This window comes from Lentzea sp. CC55 (genome assembly GCF_021056325.1).
Taxonomy (GTDB): domain Bacteria; phylum Actinomycetota; class Actinomycetes; order Mycobacteriales; family Pseudonocardiaceae; genus Lentzea; species Lentzea jiangxiensis.
The window spans coordinates 55,708-72,468 of sequence record NZ_JAJCXE010000007.1 but is presented as its reverse complement, the minus strand read 5'-3'; the positions used below and the strand labels follow the sequence as shown (position 1 = coordinate 72,468).

General features: G+C 69.5%; 19 protein-coding genes. 10 read left to right on the top strand and 9 right to left on the bottom strand.

Translation table 11 applies throughout. The annotated features are described in order from the left end of the window. Positions 1-16 precede the first annotated feature (16 nt). The 6 genes from L6E10_RS04925 (at position 17) to L6E10_RS04900 (ending at position 5,746) form a co-directional block, all read left to right on the top strand. Positions 17-1,534, top strand: a complete 1,518-nt coding sequence (locus tag L6E10_RS04925; RefSeq protein ID WP_236217191.1) for a protein kinase family protein — start codon at positions 17-19, stop codon at positions 1,532-1,534. Between the two features lie 67 nt (positions 1,535-1,601). Then, on the top strand, positions 1,602-2,219 hold the full coding sequence (gene sigM / locus L6E10_RS04920) for an RNA polymerase sigma factor SigM (RefSeq protein WP_090101895.1): 618 nt from the start codon (positions 1,602-1,604) through the stop codon (positions 2,217-2,219). Further along, positions 2,216-2,965, top strand: a complete 750-nt coding sequence (locus tag L6E10_RS04915; protein WP_236217189.1) for a hypothetical protein — start codon at positions 2,216-2,218, stop codon at positions 2,963-2,965. The genes sigM and L6E10_RS04915 overlap by 4 nt, the downstream gene beginning before the upstream one ends. A gap of 77 nt (positions 2,966-3,042) precedes the next feature. Beyond that, positions 3,043-4,023 (top strand): thioredoxin-disulfide reductase, encoded by a 981-nt coding sequence (trxB, locus tag L6E10_RS04910; protein ID WP_236217187.1) that lies wholly within the window; start codon positions 3,043-3,045, stop codon positions 4,021-4,023. A gap of 34 nt (positions 4,024-4,057) precedes the next feature. Further along, on the top strand, positions 4,058-4,387 hold the full coding sequence (trxA, locus tag L6E10_RS04905) for a thioredoxin (protein WP_090101891.1): 330 nt from the start codon (positions 4,058-4,060) through the stop codon (positions 4,385-4,387). A gap of 219 nt (positions 4,388-4,606) precedes the next feature. Then, the gene (locus L6E10_RS04900) at positions 4,607-5,746 is read left to right on the top strand and encodes an N-acetylmuramoyl-L-alanine amidase (RefSeq protein WP_236217185.1); all 1,140 of its coding nucleotides are present in this window, start codon (positions 4,607-4,609) and stop codon (positions 5,744-5,746) included. Positions 5,747-5,798: 52 nt separating this feature from the next. Here the strand turns inward: L6E10_RS04900 and L6E10_RS04895 are convergent, their stop codons facing one another. Further along, on the bottom strand, positions 5,799-6,431 hold the full coding sequence (locus L6E10_RS04895) for a GNAT family N-acetyltransferase (protein ID WP_236217183.1): 633 nt from the start codon (positions 6,429-6,431) through the stop codon (positions 5,799-5,801). Positions 6,432-6,565: 134 nt separating this feature from the next. Here L6E10_RS04895 and L6E10_RS04890 point away from each other — a divergent pair, with 134 nt between their 5' ends. Together L6E10_RS04890 and L6E10_RS04885 are read left to right on the top strand one after the other, a co-directional pair. Further along, positions 6,566-7,882 (top strand): PLP-dependent aminotransferase family protein, encoded by a 1,317-nt coding sequence (locus tag L6E10_RS04890; protein WP_236217181.1) that lies wholly within the window; start codon positions 6,566-6,568, stop codon positions 7,880-7,882. A gap of 16 nt (positions 7,883-7,898) precedes the next feature. After that, positions 7,899-8,843, top strand: a complete 945-nt coding sequence (locus L6E10_RS04885; RefSeq protein ID WP_236217179.1) for a D-alanine--D-alanine ligase — start codon at positions 7,899-7,901, stop codon at positions 8,841-8,843. A gap of 88 nt (positions 8,844-8,931) precedes the next feature. Here the strand turns inward: L6E10_RS04885 and L6E10_RS04880 are convergent, their stop codons facing one another. From L6E10_RS04880 to rsmG, 3 genes are all read right to left on the bottom strand, one after another. Beyond that, positions 8,932-9,903, bottom strand: a complete 972-nt coding sequence (locus tag L6E10_RS04880; RefSeq protein ID WP_236217177.1) for a ParB/RepB/Spo0J family partition protein — start codon at positions 9,901-9,903, stop codon at positions 8,932-8,934. Continuing rightward, positions 9,900-10,775, bottom strand: a complete 876-nt coding sequence (locus L6E10_RS04875) for a ParA family protein (protein WP_236217175.1) — start codon at positions 10,773-10,775, stop codon at positions 9,900-9,902. Before L6E10_RS04875 ends, L6E10_RS04880 begins: the two co-directional genes overlap by 4 nt. A 95-nt stretch (positions 10,776-10,870) precedes the next feature. Beyond that, positions 10,871-11,518: a 16S rRNA (guanine(527)-N(7))-methyltransferase RsmG gene (gene rsmG / locus L6E10_RS04870; RefSeq protein ID WP_236217228.1), complete on the bottom strand. Its 648-nt coding sequence runs from the start codon at positions 11,516-11,518 to the stop codon at positions 10,871-10,873. A 209-nt stretch (positions 11,519-11,727) separates the two neighbouring features. Here rsmG and L6E10_RS40185 point away from each other — a divergent pair, with 209 nt between their 5' ends. Further along, positions 11,728-12,177 (top strand): hypothetical protein, encoded by a 450-nt coding sequence (locus L6E10_RS40185; protein WP_275676099.1) that lies wholly within the window; start codon positions 11,728-11,730, stop codon positions 12,175-12,177. Positions 12,178-12,312: 135 nt separating this feature from the next. On the opposite strand, the gene L6E10_RS04860 is transcribed toward L6E10_RS40185, so the two are convergent. From L6E10_RS04860 to rpmH, 5 genes are all read right to left on the bottom strand, one after another. Continuing rightward, a complete protein-coding gene (locus tag L6E10_RS04860; protein ID WP_236217173.1) occupies positions 12,313-12,882 on the bottom strand; it encodes a R3H domain-containing nucleic acid-binding protein in 570 nt (189 codons plus the stop codon). Positions 12,883-12,911: 29 nt separating this feature from the next. Next, complete coding sequence (gene yidC / locus L6E10_RS04855) at positions 12,912-13,949, bottom strand: membrane protein insertase YidC (protein WP_236217171.1); 1,038 nt, start codon at positions 13,947-13,949, stop codon at positions 12,912-12,914. Positions 13,950-13,954: 5 nt separating this feature from the next. Continuing rightward, a complete protein-coding gene (gene yidD, locus L6E10_RS04850) occupies positions 13,955-14,212 on the bottom strand; it encodes a membrane protein insertion efficiency factor YidD (protein ID WP_030480223.1) in 258 nt (85 codons plus the stop codon). Next, on the bottom strand, positions 14,209-14,502 hold the full coding sequence (gene rnpA, locus L6E10_RS04845; protein WP_374235882.1) for a ribonuclease P protein component: 294 nt from the start codon (positions 14,500-14,502) through the stop codon (positions 14,209-14,211). Before rnpA ends, yidD begins: the two co-directional genes overlap by 4 nt. 74 nt (positions 14,503-14,576) lie before the next feature. Continuing rightward, on the bottom strand, positions 14,577-14,720 hold the full coding sequence (rpmH, locus tag L6E10_RS04840; RefSeq protein ID WP_030465619.1) for a 50S ribosomal protein L34: 144 nt from the start codon (positions 14,718-14,720) through the stop codon (positions 14,577-14,579). 347 nt (positions 14,721-15,067) lie between these two features. Between rpmH and dnaA the strand changes: the two genes are divergently transcribed. Beyond that, positions 15,068-16,675: a chromosomal replication initiator protein DnaA gene (gene dnaA, locus L6E10_RS04835; protein WP_236217169.1), complete on the top strand. Its 1,608-nt coding sequence runs from the start codon at positions 15,068-15,070 to the stop codon at positions 16,673-16,675. The last annotated feature ends 86 nt before the right edge of the window (positions 16,676-16,761 follow it).

Below are 16,761 nucleotides of genomic sequence, written 5' to 3'. Positions count from 1 at the left end.
CCGTAACCTGGTCTCCGTGAGTAGCGGAGTCCACGCCGCCCTGGTCCCCGGCGGTGTCATCGGCAACGGCCGCTACCGGCTGCTCGCGAAATCGGGAGCAGACGCCCGGTCCAACGCGGAGCTGTGGCGTGCCAGGGACGGTCAGCTCAACCGGGACGTGGCACTGACGGTCCTGCTGGGCGACCTGGCGAACAACGAGGCCGCGGCCCGAGCGCGCCGGACGGTCGAGCGGGCGATGCACGCGTCGTCGTTCACGCACCCCGGTGTGTCGAGGGTGATCGACGTGCTGACGCCCGGCACCGGCATCCGCCCGGACGAGGGCATCCTCGGCATGGTCGTCGCCGAGTGGACTCAGGGCACCGACCTGGTGGACCTCATCGCGGAGGGCCCGCTGCCGGCGGGCGCCGCGACCCGCCTGCTCGAACCGCTGGGCGCCGCCATCGAGGGCGCGCACCACGCCGGCCTCGTGCTGGGCGCCGACCACCCGCAGCGCATCCGGGTCACCTCGGACGGCCGCCTGCGCCTCGCGTTCCCCGGCCCGCGGCCGGACGCGATCGCGCGCGACGACGTCAAGGGTCTCGGCGCGATCCTGTACCTGCTGCTCACCGGCCGGTGGGCGCTGCCGGGCGGCCCCCAGGGCGTGCCGGTGGCCCCGACCGGGCCGGACGGCTCCGTGGTCGCGCCGAACGCGCTGCACCCGTACCTGCCGCACGACCTGTCGTCCGTGGCGGTGCGGTCGCTGGAGGACACGTCGGTCGGCGGCATCCGCACGTCCGCGGCGATCCTCCAGGTCCTCGACCAGATCGCGGCCGAGGAGGCCCAGACCGCGCTCATCCCGCCCGTGTCGTCGGCACGCGATGACGACGACCAGGTCGTGTGGACGACACAGCGGCCGAGGCAGGACAAGCAGCAGAAGAAGAAGCTGTGGATCAGCGTCGGCGTGCTCGCCGTCGCCACGCTCACCGTGATCGTGTGGCTGAGCGTGCAGATCGTCGGGTTCTTCAGCGACGAGCCGTCCAAGGGCGGCGGCCCGACCGTGGTGATCAACCAGCCGGGGTCGAACGGCCAGTCCGCGCCCGTGCCGGCGCCCGCCGGACCGGTCCAGCCCGGCCAGATCGGCGTCTACGACGTCACGAACCAGGCGGACAACGCGAACCAGGCGAGCAGGGCCGTCGACAACAACCCGGGCACGTTCTGGCGGACCGACAACTACTTCCAGCCCTTCCCGACGCTGAAGCCGGGCATCGGGCTGATGGCGTCGTTCGCCGAGCCGGTGAAGCTGGCCTCGATCACGATCACCTCGCCCAGCAAGGGCACGAAGGTCGAGATCCGGGTGGCGTCCGCGCTGGACTCGCCGCTCGAGGAGACCAAGGTCATCGGCGTCGCGGACCTGTCCGACGGGCAGACGCAGATCCAGCTGAACGACCACGAGCCGACCGGGCACGTCCTGGTCTGGATCACGCAGCTGACGAGCTCCGGCGGCGGCAAGAACCAGTCCGAGATCCACGAGGTCCTCTACACGCGAGCCCAGTAGGACTACGCAGGCGCTTTGAGCAGACCTGTCCGGGTGATCCGTGATCACCGCCGCTAAAGTCCTCCCCGTGACCGCCGCAGCCAGCTCGGACGCCGATCTCATCTCGGCCCACGCCGCAGGTGACCCCTACGCGTTCTCGGAGCTGGTCAAACGGCACCGCGACCGGATGTGGGCGGTGGCGCTGCGCACGCTGCGCGACCCCGAGGAGGCCGCGGACGCGCTGCAGGAGGCGTTCATCTCGGCCTTCCGGGCGGCGGCGTCGTTCCGCGCCGAGTCACAGGTCACCACCTGGCTTCACCGGATCGTGGTGAACGCGTGCCTCGACCGGATGAGACGCCGACAAACAAGACCGACAGTGCCGCTGCCCGAGGCCGGCCCCGGCGAGCCCGTCGCCCCCCGTGACGCGATGAGCGACCGCGAGACCAGCCTCATGGTGCAGCAGGCGCTGATGGAGCTGCCGGAGGAGCAGCGGGCGCCCATCGTGCTCGTCGACGTCGAGGGCTATTCCGTCGCCGAGACGGCGCGGCTGCTGGGCATCGCGGAAGGCACGGTCAAGAGCCGGTGCGCGCGGGGTCGCGCCAAGCTCGCCAAAGTTCTCGGGCACCTCAGGAACCGAATCGCAGATGCGAACGTCCCAGCTGACGGTGTGAATGTGCAAGAGCAACGTCAGTGGGAGGGTCGATGACCGGCATGGAGCGCGTGCCGATGGGTCCGCCGTGGTCTGTCGACCTCATCGCGGACCTGCACGCGGGCGTGCTGCCCCCTGAGGTCGCCGCACAGCTGCGCCCGAGGGTCGAGGCGGACGCGGAGGCCCGGGAGATCCTCCAGGCGCTGGACGCGACGCTGGCGGACCTGCGGGCGCTGCCCCCGATCCCGATGCCCGACCACGTGGCCGCGCGGATCGACGCCGCGCTGGCGGCCGAGGCCCGTCCCGGCATCGCCCCGGTGGTCTCGCTGAACGACGCCCGCAAGCGCCGCAACCGCAGGCTGGGGATGGGTGGCGCCGGTGTGCTGGTCGCCGCCGCGGCCGCGTTCGGCATCGTCCTGGCCGTGTCGCCGGGAGCCCAGCAGAACTCGAACGACAGCGCGCAGCCACCGGCGGCGACGTCGTCGTCCGCCCCGGCCCAGGCCCCTCCTCTGGCGCTCAAGCGCGACGAGCTGGGTTCCGCGGTGGGCGAGGTGCTCAAGGCCCAGAACTACGGGCCGCTGGAGACCTCGGACCGCCTCGCCGGCTGCTTGAAGGGCGGCGGCATCACCAGCTCGGGCAACCCGCTCGGCATCAGTCCGATCAACCTGGAGGGCAGGGACGCCGTGATGGCGATCCTGCCGGCCGGTCTCGGACAGTACCGGCTGGTCGTGCTGGACCCGGACACCTGCGGACCGGACAAGCCGCAGGGCGTTCTGGCCGACACCACGATCAAGGCGAGGTAGTCGCTCACGTCACGGAATTAGCTGCACCTACGATCCGTTGAGCGAGTCAGACGACGAGATCGAGGAGTTGCAGAGCCGTGAGCGTGCGCAACGTGATCATCATTGGATCGGGACCTGCGGGCTACACCGCGGCGGTCTACGCGGCACGCGCGCAGCTGGAACCCCTGGTCTTCGAGGGTTCGCAGTACGGCGGCGCCCTCATGACGACCACCGAGGTCGAGAACTACCCCGGCTTCCGCGACGGCATCATGGGCCCCGAGCTCATGGAGCAGATGCGCGAGCAGGCCATGCGCTTCGGCGCCGAGCTGCGCGCCGAGGACGTCGAGTCCGTCGAGCTGACCGGCCCGGTGAAGAAGGTCGTCGCGAACGGCGTCACCTACGAGGCCAAGGCCGTCATCCTCGCGATGGGCGCCGCCGCCAGGTACCTGAACATCCCCGGTGAGCAGGAACTGCTCGGCCGCGGCGTGTCGGCCTGCGCGACGTGCGACGGCTTCTTCTTCCGCGACCACGACATCGCCGTGGTCGGCGGCGGCGACACGGCGATGGAGGAGGCGACGTTCCTCACCCGCTTCGCCAAGTCCGTGACGGTCATCCACCGCCGCGAGGAGTTCCGCGCCTCGAAGGTCATGCTGGAGCGCGCCCGCGCCAACGACAAGATCAAGTGGCAGCTCAACACGCAGGTCACCGACGTCCTCGGTGACGGCACCGTGTCCTCCATCAAGGTCAGGGACACCCAGACCGGCGCCGAGTCCGAGCTGCCCGTCACCGGCTTCTTCCTCGCGATCGGCCACGACCCGCGCTCGGCGCTGGTGAAGGGCCAGGTCGACCTGGACGAAGAGGGTTACGTCCTCACCAAGGGGAAGACCTCCTACACGAACCTCGACGGCGTGTTCGCCGCTGGCGACCTGGTCGACCACGAATACCGCCAGGCGATCACCGCCGCCGGCTCCGGCTGCAGCGCGGCGATCGACGCGGAGCGGTGGCTCGCCGAGCACGGCACCGAGCAGGCCGAGATCGCCGCCGAGGCCGTCGGTGGCGGCTACGGCAAGAGCAACTGAAGTTCCTTCTGCGAGACCTCTTAGGGAGAGCAACATGGCAGGCGCCACCGTCACGGTGACCGACAAGTCGTTCGCGGACGACGTGCTGACCAGCGAGAAGCCCGTGCTGGTCGACTTCTGGGCGACCTGGTGCGGCCCGTGCAAGATGGTTGCGCCGGTGCTGGAGGAGATCGCGGCCGAGCACGGCGAGAAGCTCACCGTCGCCAAGGTCGACATCGACGCCAACCCGTCGATCGCCCGCGACTACCAGATCATGTCCGTCCCGACGCTGATCCTGTTCCAGGGCGGCCGTCCGGTGAAGCAGATCGTCGGCGCGAAGCCCAAGGCGGCGCTGCTGAACGACCTCCAGGACGTCCTGGCCTGACGAAGAAGTTGCACGGGCTGAGAAGTCCGCTGCAACGCGCAACGTGACCCGCCCGTCTACCGATAAGACGGGCGGGTCACGTTCGTTCTCGGTGCCGAGCCGGTCGTCTCGGTGCGACTGTGAGCAGCCCTGCATCGATCACTGAACGCAGCAGGGCACAATGGGGACTTCCCAACTGACGCGCCGACCAGTATCGGCGCCCTAGTCGAGCGAGGGTGCATGCAGCTGCTCCGCCGCGGGGACGTCGGAAGTGATGTTGCCGAGATCCGGTCGACCCTGACCGGCCTCGGAATGCTTCCGCCGGCCGACCCACAGGCGCCGCCGGTGTTCGACCAGCAGGTCGAGCACGCCGTGCGCGCCTTCCAGCAGCAGCGGGGGCTGATCATCGACGGCATCGTCGGCCCGGCGACCTACCGCGCGCTGCGTGACGCGACGTTCCGGTTGGGGGACCGGCCGCTCGCGTACCTGATGTCGCAGCCGACCACCGGCGACGACGTGCTGACGTTGCAGGAACGCCTGCTGGAGCTCGGCTACGACGCCGGTCGCGCGAACGGCGTGTTCGGCCAGCAGACCGAGCAGGCGCTGAGGAACTTCCAGCGCGACTACGGCCTGATCGTGGACGGCATGTGCGGCCCGGACACCGTGCGCGCGCTGCGCCAGCTCCAGCCGAAGGTCCGCGGTGGTCGTCCCGTTCTGCTGCGCGAGCAGGAGCGGGTCCGCAGCGCCGGTTCGCGCCTGTCGGGCAAGCGGATCGTCATCGACCCCGGCCACGGCGGCCAGGACCGCGGTGTCGTCGTGAACGGCGTGTCCGAGGCCGACCTCATGCTGGACCTGGCCCGCCGCCTCGAGGGCAAGATGGCCGCCACCGGCATGGAGGCGCTGCTCACGCGCGGTCCGGACAACTGCCCGGACGAGGCGGAGCGCGCCAGGTTCGCCAACGAGGCGGGGGCCGACCTGATCCTGTCGCTGCACACCGACGGCAACTCGTCGCCGCACGCGCAGGGCGTGGCGACGTTCCACTACGGCACGGGCAACGGCACGTCGTCCACGGTCGGCGAGGCGCTGGCCGGGTTCATCCAGCGCGAGGTCACGGCCCGCACGACGATGTCGAACTGCGGTTCGCACCCGAAGTCGTGGGACCTGCTGCGGCTCACCCGCTGCACGGCCGTCCGCGTCGAGGTCGGCTACCTGACGAACGCCGAGGACCGCGCTCGCCTGGCGACGCCCGGTTTCCGCGACATCGTGGCCGAGGGCATCCTCGTGGCCGTGAAGCGCCTGTACCTGCTCGGCAAGGACGACCAGCCGACGGGCACGTTCACGTTCAACGACCTGCTGCGCTACGAGATGTCGAAGAGCTGATCTGACGAAAAAGGGCCCCTCGCTTCCGGCGAGGGGCCCTTTTTCGTCGGTCCTAGACCGGGCGGAAGCTCGGTTCCGCCGTGGAGACGGTGACGCTGTTGAGGAGGCGCTCCAGCGCGGCCTCGACGTCTTCCTTCCAGGTGATGGAGCTGCGGAGCTCCATGCGCAACCGGGGCCAGCGCGGGTGCGGCCGCACGGTCTTGAAGCCGACGCTCGTGAGGAAGTCGGCCGGCGTGACGCAACTGGGCCCTTCGTCGTCCGGGCGCATGTCACCGAACGCCTCGATGGCCTTCACGCCACGACGCGTCAGATCCTTCGCCACGGCCTGCACGAGCACTCGCGCGAGTCCTCCCCCTCGGAACTCCGGGAGGACGTCCAGCGACGTCATGAGGACCGCGTCCGGGCTCACCGGGGACGTGGGGAAGGCGGAGCTGCGCGGAACAGCGGCCGGTGGTGCGTAGAAGACCGAACCGGCGGGAATGCCGTCGCAGTAGATGAGACGGCCGCACGAACCCCATTCGAGCAGGACGCTGGAGACCCAGGCTTCCTTCTCGAATTCGGTGTCGCCGTATTCCTCGGCCTGCTCTCGCAGGTGAGGAGCCAGCTCCCAGAAAACGCACGTCCTGCTGTGCTTGGAGAGATGCTCCAGGTTGTCCAGCGTGACGCCCACGACGCGACGGGACACCCCAACCTCCACCCGTTAACACACACAGTGAACCCTTACGAGGGTAGGCGAATGTGACGGAAGCCGGAAGGCGCGTGCCCTGAACGGGACGACGGTTACACTCGCTCGGGACATTTCCCATTCAGGAGTCCCCCATGACTGTGCCCGGACAGCCCGCGAAGCAGGGCCCCAGAAGCCTTGACCCCCACCTCCGCCGCTACGCAGCGCGCACGGCAGGGATGACGGCATCGGAGATCCGGGCACTCTTCGCGGTGGCGTCCCGCCCCGAGGTCGTGTCGCTGGCCGGTGGCATGCCGCACCTGGCCGCGCTGCCCCTGGAGTCGCTGTCCGCGGAGATCGGTCAGCTGGTGGCGTCCGAGGGCCTGGTGGCCCTGCAGTACGGCTCGGCGCACGGTGTCCCGCTGCTGCGCGAGCAGATCTGCGACGTCATGGCCCTGGAGGGCATCAACGGCCACCCGGACGACGTGGTGGTGACCGTCGGCTCTCAGATGGGCCTCGACATGGTCACCCGGATCTTCTGCGACCCCGGTGACGTGGTGATCGCCGAGGGTCCCTCCTACGTCGGCGCTCTCGGGTCGTTCACCGCCTACCAGGCCCAGGTCGTCCACGTCGCCATGGACGCGGACGGGCTCGTGCCGTCGTTGCTGCGCGAGGCCCTGGAGGCCTGCAAGCGCGCCGGGCAGCGGGTCAAGTTCCTCTACACGATCCCGAACTTCCACAACCCGGCCGGCGTGACGCTGGCGGTGTCCCGGCGGGCCGAGGTCCTGGAGATCTGCCGGTCCTACGGCGTGCTGGTGGTCGAGGACAACCCGTACGGGTTGCTCGGGTTCGACGGCCAGACGTACCCGGCGCTGCGGTCGATGGACCCCGACAACGTGGTGTACCTCGGGTCGTTCTCGAAGACGTTCGCGGCCGGCCTGCGGGTCGGCTGGGTGCTGGCGCCGCACGCCGTCCGGGAGAAGCTGGTGCTGGCCGCCGAGTCGGCCACGCTGTGCCCGCCGACGCTCAACCAGATGATCGTGTCCCGGTACCTGTCGACGCAGGACTGGAAGGGTCAGATCAAGACCTACCGCGAGGCGTACCGGGAACGGCGCGACGCGGCGATCTCGGCTCTCGAGCAGCACATGCCGCAAGGTTCCACGTGGAACATCCCCGATGGCGGCTTCTACGTCTGGGTGACGGTGCCGGAGGGCATCGACACCAAGGCGATGCTGCCCCGGGCCGTGACGGCACGTGTGGCGTACGCGTCCGGCACCGGCTTCTACGCGGACGGGTTCGGCTCCCGCCAGTTGCGGATCTCGTACTGCTACCCGACGCCGGAGCGCATCCGCGAGGGCGTCCGCAGGCTGGCGAACGTCATCGAGGAAGAGATGCAGCTGGCCGCGACCTTCGGGGCGACGCCGGGCCGCCGGCTGTCCGGTCCGCAGACCCCGTCGCCTGACACCGCCTGATCCTTGGAGTTGTGCTGTGGCTGACCGCATGGTCGCTGTGCTGTCCGGTGGGCTCTCCCACGAACGCGAGGTCTCGATCCGCTCCGGCCGCCGCCTGTCGGCCGCCCTGCGGTCGGTGGGCCTGACGGTGGAGGAGTGGGACGCCGACGCCTCGTTGCTGAACCGCCTGCGGTCGAACCGCCCGGACGCCGTCGTCGTCGCCCTGCACGGCGGCGAGGGCGAGAACGGGTCGGTGCAGGCGATCCTCGAGATGTTCGGGGTGCCGTACGTCGGGACGGACTCGCGGGCGTGCCGGAGGGCGTGGGACAAGCCGACCGCCAAGGCCGAGCTGGCCCGTGCCGGGCTGGCGACGCCGGAGTGGGTCGTGCTGCCGCACGCGACGTTCCGGGAGCTCGGCGCCAAGCCGGTGCTCGACGCGATGGTGTCGACGCTCGGACTGCCGCTGATGCTGAAGCCGGACCAGGGTGGCTCGGCTCTGGGCGCCCAGGTCGTCCGGGACGCCGCGGAGCTGCCGCCGGCGATGGTCGGGTGCCTGGCGTACGGCGACACCGTGCTGGCCGAGCAGTTCATCTCCGGGGTGGAGGTGGCGGTCGCCGTCGTCGACGGTCCCGAGGGTCCGTACGCGCTGCCCGCCGTCGAGATCGTTCCGGAGACGGGGGTCTACGACTACACCGCTCGGTACACCGCGGGGCTGACCGACTTCCACGCGCCGGCGCGGCTGGACGCGGCGTCGGCCAAGGCGGTGGGGGAGCTCGCGGTGGCGGCTCATCGGTTGCTCGGACTGCGGGACGTCTCGCGGACCGACGCGATCGTGGCCGAGGACGGGACTGTCCACTTCCTCGAAGTGAACGTGTCGCCCGGGCTGACCGAGACGTCGCTTCTGCCGATGGCCGTCGAGGCGGCGGGGCAGTCCCTGGGCGAGATCTACGCCGGTTTGGTCGAGCGAGCGGTCGCTCGCTGACGTCTTCTCATAGGTGACGCCCCGTATCCGATTGGATGCGGGGCGTCATCGTCACCGTGACATAAGGCCCGTGGGTGATCCTATGGGCCTACTCCGATGTCCGAATTGCCGTGTTCGGGCTGATCATGCCGACGATGCGTTCAAGATCGTCAACTGACCCGAATTCGACGACGATCCGGCCCTTCCGCTGCCCGAGTTCGACCTTCACGCGGGTGTCGAAGTTGTCGGAGAGGCGCTCGGCGAGCTCCTGCAGACCGGGCGCGTGCATCTGCTTGCGCGGGGCGGCCTTCTCCTTCTTCGGCCTCTCGTTCTTGGCGATCGTCACCGCTTCCTCGGTCGCGCGGACCGACATGCCCTCGGCGACGATCCGGGCCGCGAGGTCTTCCTGCGCGCCGGCGTCGTCGAGACCGAGCAGCGCCCGCGCGTGCCCGGCGCTCAGCACGCCCGCCGCGACCCGTCGCTGGACGGGGAGGGGGAGCTTCAGCAGCCGGATGGTGTTCGTGACGACGGGGCGGCTGCGACCGATGCGGTCCGCCAGTTCCTCGTGCGTGACGCCGAACTCCTCCAACAGCTGCTGGTACGCCGCCGCCTCTTCGAGCGGGTTGAGCTGGACGCGGTGGATGTTCTCCAGCAACGCGTCGCGCAGCATCACGTCGTCGGCGGTCTGCCGCACGATCGCCGGGATCGTCTTGAGCCCGGCCTGCTGCGTGGCACGCCACCGGCGCTCGCCCATGACGAGCTCGTACGTGTCCGCGGTCAGCTCCCGGACCACGATCGGCTGCATGAGCCCGAACTCCTTGATGGAGAACGAGAGCTCGTTGATCGCGTCCGGGTCGAACACCTGGCGCGGCTGCTTGGGGTTGGTCCGGATCGCGGTGACCGCGATCTCCCGGTACACCGCACCCGCGACCTCACCGACCGGCTGCGGCGGCGCGGTCTTGGTGGCCCCGTTGCCGACGGCCGCGGCGGGCCGGATCGTGCTGGGCGCACCGGCCGGCGGCCCCTGGGGGATGAGCGCGGCCAGGCCGCGCCCGAGTCCGCCCCTGCGCTGTTCCGTCATGCGCCCTGCCTCCTGGCCCCGCGGATCGCGATCTCCTTCGCGGCGTCGAGGTAGCTCATCGATCCGCGCGAGCCCGGGTCGTACGTCAGCACCGTCTGGCCGAATCCCGGCGCCTCGGAGACCTTCACGCTGCGCGGGATCACGGTCCTGAGGGCGACGTCGCCGAAGTGGCCGCGCACCTCACTGGTCACCTGGTCCGCGAGCTTGGTGCGGCCGTCGTACATCGTGAGGAGGATCGTCGAGATGCCGAGGTCCGGGTTCAGGTGCTGCTGCACCAGCTCGATGTTGCGCAGCAGCTGGCTCAGACCCTCCAGCGCGTAGTACTCGCACTGGATCGGGATCAGCACCTCCTGAGCGGCGACCATCGCGTTGACGGTCAGCAGCCCGAGGCTCGGCGGGCAGTCGATGAAGACGTAGTCGGGCTGCAGCTGGTCGAGCGCCTCAGGGGAGAGCGCCTCCTTCAGCCGCGCCTCGCGGGACACCATCGAGACGAGCTCGATCTCGGCGCCGGCGAGGTCGATCGTCGCGGGAACGCAGTAGAGGTTCGGCGACGTGGGGCTGACCTGAGCCGCCTCGGCGATCGAGATCTCACCGATCAGCACCTCGTAGACCGACGGCGTGCCGCTGCGGTGCTCGACGGAGAGCGCCGTGCTGGCGTTGCCCTGCGGGTCGAGGTCGATCACGAGCGTCTTGAGCCCGTGGATCGCGAGCGCCGCGGCGAGGTTCACCGTGCTGGTCGTCTTGCCGACGCCACCCTTCTGGTTGGCGACGGTGATCACCCGGCGATGGGCAGGGCGGGGGAGCAGTGACTCGTCGGGGTGCAGCACATTTGCCGCACGAGCCGCCTCTTCTGCAATCGGGGTCCACACCACGGCGCTGTCATCTCCGTTGTTGGTCGGCTTGGCTTTGGTTTGAGAAGGCGCGGTTTCACGTGGAACACCCGCGGAATGGAACTCCGGGTACACGCTCACCGATCCCTCCTGGTCTGGCGTTCGACGATCAGCACCGTCGTCGGCACCTCGAGAACGTTCGCTCCGACCGCGACGACCGAGAGGTTGGCGCCACCGGCCTTGAGCACCGCGGCACCGTCGCGTTCGAGCTCTTCCTGCGCACGCTCGCCCTTGAGCGCGACCATCCGCCCGCCGCCCTTGAGGAGCGGCAGGCACCACTTCGCGAGCTTCTCCAGCGGAGCCACCGCACGAGCCGTCACCGAGTCGCAGTTCAGCAGCTGCTTGCGGACCGGCCCCTCCTCGGCGCGGCCCCGCAGGACCGTCACGTTGTCGAGCTGGAGGCGTTCCTTCACTTCCTCGAGCCACGCGATGCGGCGCGCCATCGGCTCGAGCAACGTGATCCTGAGGTCCGGTCGCGCGATCGCCAGCGGCACACCCGGCAGCCCGGCGCCTGACCCCACGTCGACCACGCGCTCGTTCTTCCCGAACAGCTCCTCGATCACCGCCGAGTTGAGCACGTGACGATCCCAAATCTTGTCGACCTCGCGGGGACCGATGAGTCCACGCTCGACGCCGTGCTCCTCCAGGAGCCTGACGAACTCGGCGGCACGATCGACGTGCTCACCGAAGACGAGCTTCGCGTTGTCGGGCAACTCCCCGGCCATGTTCTCCGTCCGTGAGCGTTTCACGTGAAACCACGCGGCGGCGGAGTCCCGGCGGCCGGTGGAAAAGCTGGCGAATGCCAGGGCACCATCATGACGGATCAACCGTGCGCTCCGCCAAATCCTGAGCGTCGTTTCACGTGAAACTTGGGGGAAAGTTGCTTCCGAAGATCTACACGGTGGCGCGACCGGGTCCGGGCACCGTCTCGACGATGTCCCACCCGGCCGGCGGGACGCTCCTGGAGAGCAAACTCCGCGGTCTGCGACAGCTCGGCGTGGATGTCCTCGTGTCGGCCCAGACGGACGCCGAACGGGTCGAGTGCGATCTGGTGGACCAGGCGCGCACGGCCGCCACGGTCGGCCTGGAGTTCATCTGCTTCCCGATCGACGACATGACGGTGCCGGACGTGAGGTCGGCGGTCGAGGCGGTCCGCCCCCTGCACGCGCGGTACCGGGCCGGGGCGCACGTGGTGTTCCACTGCTGGGCGGGGATCGGGCGGTCTTCGTTGCTGGCCGGGTTGCTGCTGGGGATGGACGGGGTGGAGCCGGGGGAGGCGTGGAGGTTGATCTCGGCGGCCCGCGGCTTCCGGGTGCCGGACACGGGGGAGCAGGAGGAGTGGCTCGCCGGGTGGTGGGCGAGCCGGTTTCACGTGGAACAGTGAGTCGGGGGATCGGGTCGATGCGTTCACGGTCCGGCGACAGCGCCGCACCCGCTCTGCCCGTACTCGGGTTCCGGAGACAGCAAACGGCCCCTGGCTCCAACCGGAACCAGGGGCCGTTCGTCGACCAGGAAGCCGCTACGGCTTCGGGAAGATGATGACCCGGCGCTGCGGCTCCTCACCCTCGCTCTCGCTGTGCACACCCGAGACGGCGGCGACGGCGTCGTGGACGACCTTGCGTTCGAACGGGGTCATCGGGTGCAGGCGAGCACGCTCGCCCGAAGCCGCGACCTTCTCCGCGGTGGAGCGGCCCAGCTCGGCCAGCTCGGCGCGACGGCCGGCACGCCACTGGGCGATGTCCAGCATCAGGCGGGAGCGGACGCCCGTCTCCTGCTGGACGGCCAGGCGGGTCAGCTCCTGCAGCGACTCGAGGACGTTGCCCCGGGGGCCCACCAGCTTGGCGAGGTCCTCGCCGCCGTCGATGCTCACGATGGCCCGGCCGCTTTCGACGTCCAGGTCGATGTCACCGTCGTAGTCGAGCAGGTCCAGCAGGCGCTCGAGGTAGTCGCCCGCGATGTCGCCTTCCTGGACGAGCAGGTCCTCGGTCTTGCTCTGCGACTGCGGCTGGGCCGCGGTGTCGGCCTCAGTCGTGGCCTCGGCCGACGACGACGCCTCCACGTCGTCGGTCGCCTGCAAGGTCTCCGACACGATGTCTCCTCTCCGGGCAACGCCCGAAATCAGCGGCGCTTCTTGCTGCCCGGCTTCTTGCTGGTGGATCGGCCTGGGGTCAGACCGGGAATCTCGGTGTTGGCACTGCCGTTCGCGGCGTCCGAGGCGGGCTTGGCAGCGGGCTTCGCGCCACTGGGGCCGGCGGTCGGCATGCGCTTGGCGCCGTTCGCGGGCTTGGCTCCCGGAGCCGGCTTCTTCGGGTTGACCGGCTTCACGCCCGGCTTGGGGGCGAGGGCCTGGCGGGTCTCGACGACCGCGGCCTTCTTCTGCTCTTCCTCGGCGTCGATGCGCTTGTAGACGAAGTGCTGCTGGCCGAGGGTCCACGCGTTGTTGGACAGCCAGTACAGCAGGATCGCGACGGGGAAGAAGAAGCCACCGACGAGGACACCCAGCGGGAAGATCCAGAGCGTCAGCTTGTTCATGATGGCCGTCTGCGGGTTGTCCAGCGCGGCCTGGTTCTGACGGGCGACCGAGTGGCGGGCCGTGAAGTGGGTCGCGATGGACGCCACGATCATCAGCGGCACCGACACGAGGATGACGTTCAGGCGCTCGGTGCCGAACTGCGCGAGCTGGTCGGACGGCATCGTGATGAACGTCGAGAGGTTCGTGCCGAAGAGCTTGGCGTTGACGAACGAGTCGACGCCCTGCTTGTCGAAGAAGTAGACCTCGCCCCAGCCGGGCTTGAACGAGCGCAGCACGTGGAACAGGCCGATGAACACCGGGATCTGCACCAGCATCGGCAGGCAGCCGCCGAGCGGGTTGACGCCGTGCTCGGACTGCAGCTTCTGCATCTCCTGCGCCTGGCGCTGGCGGTCGTTCGGGTACTTCTTCTTGATCTTCTGCATCTCCGGGGCGAACTCCTGCATCCGCCGCATGGAGCGCACCTGGCCGACGAACGGCTTGAAGAGGATGGCGCGGAGGGTGAAGACCAGGAAGATCACGGCCAGCGCCCAGGCGAACCCGCTCGCCTCACCGAAGACCTTGCCGAACACCCAGTGCCAACACCACAAGATGAAGGACACCGGGTAGTAGATGAAGTTGAGCACGGGAGCTACTCCTCGGTGGATACGTCGGGGACCTGCCGCCTCGGCGGAACGGGGTCCAGGCCTCCAGGGTGCCAGGGTCCGCAGCGCAGCAACCGGCGGATGGTCAGCCAGGTTCCTCGCAGTGCGCCGTGGACTGTCAGGGCTTCCACCGCGTACGCGCTGCAACTCGGGTAGAAGCGGCAGGTCGGCGGCAGCAGCGGCGAGATGAACTTCCGGTAGAAGTGCACCGGCAGCAACGCCACCTTCGCGGGCAACGTGGTCATCGCAGCACCTTGCGCAGGGCAGAAGTGAAATCGGCGGCGAGTTCCGAACTCGACGCCTCGGCTGCTGGGGCCAACGCCCTGACCACGACGAGAGTTCCCGGCGGCATCTCCGCCAGCACGGGACGCACCACGTGGCGCAGGCGTCGATAGACACGGTGGCGCACCACCGAGTTGCCAACTGCCTTGCTCACGACGAAGCCCACCTTGGACGAATCCAAGGTGGGCACGTCGGGCTTCAAGACGTGGACGACCAACCGGGGTCGTCCGGCGCGGCGGCCTCGGCGGACCACCAGGCCGAAGTCCTGGCTGCGGGTGAGCCGGGCGGCCGGTGGGAGCACGACGACGCTGCGCTTACCAGCCGCTGTCAGGCGGACAGAGTGGCACGGCCCTTGCTGCGGCGCGCGGCCAGAATGGCGCGGCCGGCGCGGGTCCGCATGCGCAGCCGGAAGCCGTGCGTCTTCGCGCGGCGGCGGTTGTTGGGCTGGAAGGTGCGCTTACCCTTGCTCACGGTCGGTCTCCCGGTGCTTCACTGCTGACAAAGCCTTGTGGTTGTCCCCGATGGCAGTGGACGTAGGCGCGCGAAAGGCGCCCGTCGCAAGCGGGAGACTCGTACGAGGGTACGCATGCCCGGGTGCGGCGACCAAATCGGGGTGGGCGACGCCACGTCTTGTGAGGCGTGCCGGGCCTTGTTACCGTTCGTCCTTCGCGCGTGCCGGGCCGGCGTGGGAGCCGCCGACGAACCGGCACCACAACGCACCTTTTAGTGCACAGTTGTGGATAACTCTGTGGATACCTCTATTCTCCGTGTCCACATGTGGAGTCTTGGGCTCCGGCGGAGGGGAGGGGAGCGCGGAGGTGTCGAACCAGCAGGTCGATCTTGGTCTCGTGTGGGCCGAGGTGGTGCAGGAACTCGCCACGAGCCACCTGTCCCCCCAGCAACGCGCGTGGATGAGGGTCACCCGCCCGATCGGTTTGCTGGACGGAACGGCACTGCTCGCGGCTCCCAGCGACTTCGCGAAGGAGGCGATCGAGCGCGCGCTGCGCGACCCGATCACCGCCGCGCTGTCCCGCAGGCTCGGCCGCTCGGTCTCGCTCGCGGTGAAGGTCGACTCGCCGGAACCGGTGAGCCCCGTCGTGAGCCCGCCGACCACCCCGATCCCCGTCCACGCGCTCCAGGCGGCCCAGGTCGCCCAGCCCGTGGCACCGGTCGGCCCGTCACTCCCCGGCGGCGACACGCCCGGCCCCGTGATCATGGACGACGGGACCACCGCCGACGGCCCTGAAGAAGAGGTGGACGAGGCCGGCGACGCACTCGCCGCCGTCACCGAGATCTGGCCGACCTTCAACACCGCGAACACGGCGGCCGCCACGACGCCCAACGCGAACCTCCCGTACACGCGGCCCGCGAACCCGTCGCCGTCGCAGACGCGCCTGAACGAGAAGTACAACTTCGACACGTTCGTCATCGGCGCCTCGAACCGGTTCGCGCACGCCGCGGCCGTCGCGGTGGCCGAAGCGCCGGCCCGTGCGTACAACCCGCTCTTCATCTGGGGTGAGAGCGGCCTCGGCAAGACCCACCTGCTGCACGCCGTCGGGCACTACGCCCAGCGGCTGTTCCCCGGCATGCGCGTGCGGTACGTGTCGACCGAGGAGTTCACCAACGACTTCATCAACTCGCTGCGCGACGACCGCAAGGTCGCCTTCCAGCGCCGCTACCGGGACATCGACGTGCTGCTCGTCGACGACATCCAGTTCCTGGAGGGCAAGGAAGGCACGCAGGAGGAGTTCTTCCACACGTTCAACACGCTCCACAACACGAACAAGCAGATCGTGGTGTCGAGCGACCGGCCGCCCAAGCGGCTGGAGACGCTGGAGGACCGCCTGCGCACGCGGTTCGAGTGGGGCCTGATCACGGACATCCAGCCGCCCGAGCTGGAGACCCGCATCGCCATCCTCCGCAAGAAGGCGGCGCAGGACCGGCTCGCGGCCCCGGCCGACGTGCTGGAGTTCATCGCCTCCCGGATAGAGCGGAACATCCGCGAGCTCGAGGGCGCGCTCATCCGCGTCACGGCGTTCGCGTCGCTCAACCGCCAGCCGGTCGACATCCAGCTCGCCGAGATCGTGCTGCGCGACCTGATCCCGGACTCGCACGCGCCGGAGATCACCGCGCCGACGATCATGGCGGTCACCGCCGAGTTCTTCGGCGTCTCGATCGACGACCTGTGCGGCCCCGGCAAGACGAAGGCCCTCGCCCAGGCGCGGCAGATCTCCATGTACCTGTGCCGCGAGCTGACGGACCTGTCGCTGCCGAAGATCGGCCAGACGTTCGGCGGCCGCGACCACACGACGGTCATGCACGCGGACAAGAAGATCCGCAAGGAGATGGCCGAGCGCCGGCGGATCTACGACCAGGTCCAGGAGCTCACGTCGCGGATCAAGCAGCGCGCCCGCCACGCTCCCTGACCCACCCGGGTGGCAGCCAAGGGGTCCTCCACGACGGAGGGCCCCTTTTTCGTGTCCGAGCGCCGGTCCACCGGACCGGCGCTCGG